The sequence below is a fragment of the Micromonospora globispora genome (assembly GCF_003857015.1).
Lineage (GTDB): Bacteria > Actinomycetota > Actinomycetes > Mycobacteriales > Micromonosporaceae > Micromonospora > Micromonospora globispora.
On the sequence record NZ_QGGF01000347.1, the window covers coordinates 1 to 2,667 of the forward strand.

Genomic DNA, 2,667 nt, shown 5'->3' on the forward strand with positions numbered 1-2,667 from the left:
AACGCCCGCCACCCCGACGTCCTGACCGCCCAACGCCGCCACCGCGCCAAAATCCGCAGCGAACGACACCGCCGCTGGGGCCAACCCGCCAGCCGAGCCGCATAACCAACCCGGCCAACGTTTGTGGTCAGGGCACTAGCAGGCCTGTGCGGCGAGTGGCCCCGGGGTCAGCGGGTGGGGCGGGCGCGGTCCATCGCGCCAGCGGTGGCGTCCTGACCCGTCGCGCGCAAACCGGTGATGACACCGTCCACATCGGCTGCGCAGCGGTTCTGGCTGAGCTTCCACTTCGCCTCCAGGCGGCTGATGCGCAGCTCGACGCCGACGATCGCGCGCAGCTGGCCGGCGACGAAGCCCTCGGGCGCGTTGTCGACCGACCACGGATCCGGGCGACCGGCCTCGTGCTTGTCGGTCAGCCGCCGTACCAGTGCGCCGACCCAGGCCGGGTCGTCGTGTACCACCAACTCGCCGTACGCGTGCACGACGACGTAATTCCAGGTTGGCACGACCCGGCCGTGCTCGGCCTTCGTGGCGTACCAGCCCGGCGACACGTACGCGTCGGGTCCGCGCAGAATGGCCAGGGCCTCGCCGAGCACCGGCCGGCGCCACTGGTCGTTGTTGCGGGCCAGGTGGGCGAACAGCGCGCCGTGCGGGCCGGCGTCCGGGTCGTAGAGCATCGGCACCATGGTCGCGACCAGGCCGTCGGCGGTCGCGGTGACGAGGTCGGCGGCGCCGTGGTGGGTCAGCAGGTCGCGGACGGCGGACTCGTCGGCGGAGAAGTGGGCGGGTACGTACATGGTCAGGCCTTTCCCACTGCGGGCGCCAGCCCGCTGTTGTGGGTGCGCTGGATCATTATGACGCAGGCCAAACCATCAAAGCCGCCCCAATCGAGGCAGGAGTGATTTTGCAAACGCGGTCAACCCAGGACCTGGGCCGCGCCGTCGCGAACATCCTCAATTGCCGCGACCCGCGCGGCACGCAGCGTGACGGCTGGAGCTGCCGCTCGCCATCCGGAACTGTCGATGAGCGGGCATGTCGGGGTGTTCTTCGATCGGTTCGGCAACGACACCGTGTCTCCGGACGCCGAGTCAGCCGTTCTCGGAGTCGCCTATTGATGCGAGGGCCGTGCCATCGGGACACGGCCCTCTCGAAGTGGTCGGTAGCTCAGTTGGTCGTCCGCGGGACGTGCAGGAACGCCGGATCCACGTTGGGGACGGCGAACCGGGGATTGTGACCGGATGTGACTACCCTCATGACGAATCCGGCTGCCTCCTCCAACTGCCGTGCGCTGGTCAGCCCACCGACCATCCCGGCGCGACCGCCGAGATCCCGGATCAGTGCCGTGGCGCGACCCAGGGCAGCGGGCTCGTCGCCGCAGATGGCCACGACCGGGGCCTCGTCCTGCGGCCCTACGTATGGCCAGGAGCCTCCTGCGAACAGGTGGAGCGCCTTCACGACGTGGGCACCGACAGCTGTGCGGGCCACAAGCTCAGCTGCCGAGCCAGACGCCGGCTTCAGCTCGCCGGTGGCGTAGTCGACCGGGTTCGTACAGTCGATGACGGTCTTGCCGGCCAACGAACCCTCGCCGGCGCCGACGAGGGTCAGGGCCGCCTCCAGCCCGTCCCAGGCAACCGCAACCACCACCACGTCGACCTGAGATGCGAAGTCAGCGGGGTCGGCTGCGCCTGCGGCGCGACCGATCCGGCCGGCGGCCTCGATGGCGTGTTGCGGGTTGCGCCCCGTTACCAACAGCGAGTGACCCGCGCTGGCCCAGGCCCGGCCCAACGTCTCGGCCAGGTTGCCGGTACCCACGATTCCTACGTTCACAGCGGTCTCCTTCATCGCGAAGCGGTGGTGCCGGCAACGCTACGAAGACGGCTCCTACCGACTGGTAGGCGACCGATGCGACACTGGCTTCCGTGATCGAGGAGAACTGCCAGACGTTCGTTTCGGACTGCCACGTGCGAGCGGCAGCCGAACTCATCAACCACGCCTGGGATCCTGTCGTGCTTTCCGCCCTGCGACTGGGGCCGACACGACGCAACGACCTGCTCGTACGCATCGGAGGCATCAGCGACAAGGTGCTGACTCAGTCACTTCGTCGCCTGCAAGCGCGGGCCCTTCTCACGAGAGTTCCCGGTGCCGAGCCGCCGTCAGGGCGCGGGGGCGCGGTCTATCAGCTCTCCCCACTGGGCGAGTCGTTCGCGAACGGACCCCTCGCGTACCTCGCTCAATGGGCTGCGGACCACCAAGCCGAGCTCACATAGCCGGACTCGACGAGGCCGGCTAAACGATCACGCTCCGTCGAGACCGCGTACGCAGCAGGCATCCTCATCTGGCCGCGATCCCCGCGGCACCCAGCGTGACGGCTGGAGCCGCCGCTCGCCATCCGGAACTGCCGATGAGCGGGCGTCGGGGCGCGTCCGTTGGGGCGGCTGCAACCCCACAGCCGGTGCCGGTTGGGGCAGGGTCAGGTACGGGTCCGGCGTTGGTGGCCCCGTCCGGGATGCCACGACTCGATCACGAGGTGGTCCGCGGGGGTACCAACGTAGGTCAGCACGACTTCGGTGATGTTGAGTTTGAAGAACCCGGCGCCTTGGTGAGGGTTGTCGGCTGGTGGGTCGACCTGTGCGGCGGTGCCGGCGAGTTTCGCGTCTCCCGGCCATCCCT

General features: G+C 69.1%; 3 protein-coding genes and 2 pseudogenes. 2 read left to right on the forward strand and 3 right to left on the reverse strand.

Annotated features, from left to right (window positions below; genetic code table 11):
• Positions 1–105: pseudogene (locus DKL51_RS37495) on the forward strand (integrase); the annotation flags it as partial.
• 62 nt (positions 106–167) lie between these two features.
• Here the strand turns inward: DKL51_RS37495 and DKL51_RS16980 are convergent.
• Positions 168–794: an FMN-binding negative transcriptional regulator gene (locus DKL51_RS16980; protein ID WP_109943993.1), complete on the reverse strand. Its 627-nt coding sequence runs from the start codon at positions 792–794 to the stop codon at positions 168–170.
• Positions 795–1,161: 367 nt separating this feature from the next.
• Positions 1,162–1,839, reverse strand: a complete 678-nt coding sequence (locus DKL51_RS16985; RefSeq protein ID WP_243422312.1) for an NADPH-dependent F420 reductase — start codon at positions 1,837–1,839, stop codon at positions 1,162–1,164.
• 77 nt (positions 1,840–1,916) lie between these two features.
• Here DKL51_RS16985 and DKL51_RS16990 point away from each other — a divergent pair, with 77 nt between their 5' ends.
• Positions 1,917–2,264, forward strand: coding sequence for a winged helix-turn-helix transcriptional regulator (locus DKL51_RS16990; protein ID WP_109943991.1), 348 nt, complete (start codon positions 1,917–1,919; stop codon positions 2,262–2,264).
• Between the two features lie 203 nt (positions 2,265–2,467).
• Here DKL51_RS16990 and DKL51_RS35765 read toward each other — a convergent pair.
• A pseudogene (locus DKL51_RS35765) lies at positions 2,468–2,667 on the reverse strand (pyridoxamine 5'-phosphate oxidase family protein); the annotation flags it as partial.

Excerpts from the sequence above, each read along its gene's own strand:
- DKL51_RS16980 (WP_109943993.1), bottom strand. The coding sequence starts at position 794 with ATGTACGTACCCGCCCACTTCTCCGCCGACGAGTCCGCCGTCCGCGAC.
- DKL51_RS16985 (WP_243422312.1), bottom strand. The coding sequence starts at position 1,839 with ATGAAGGAGACCGCTGTGAACGTAGGAATCGTGGGTACCGGCAACCTG.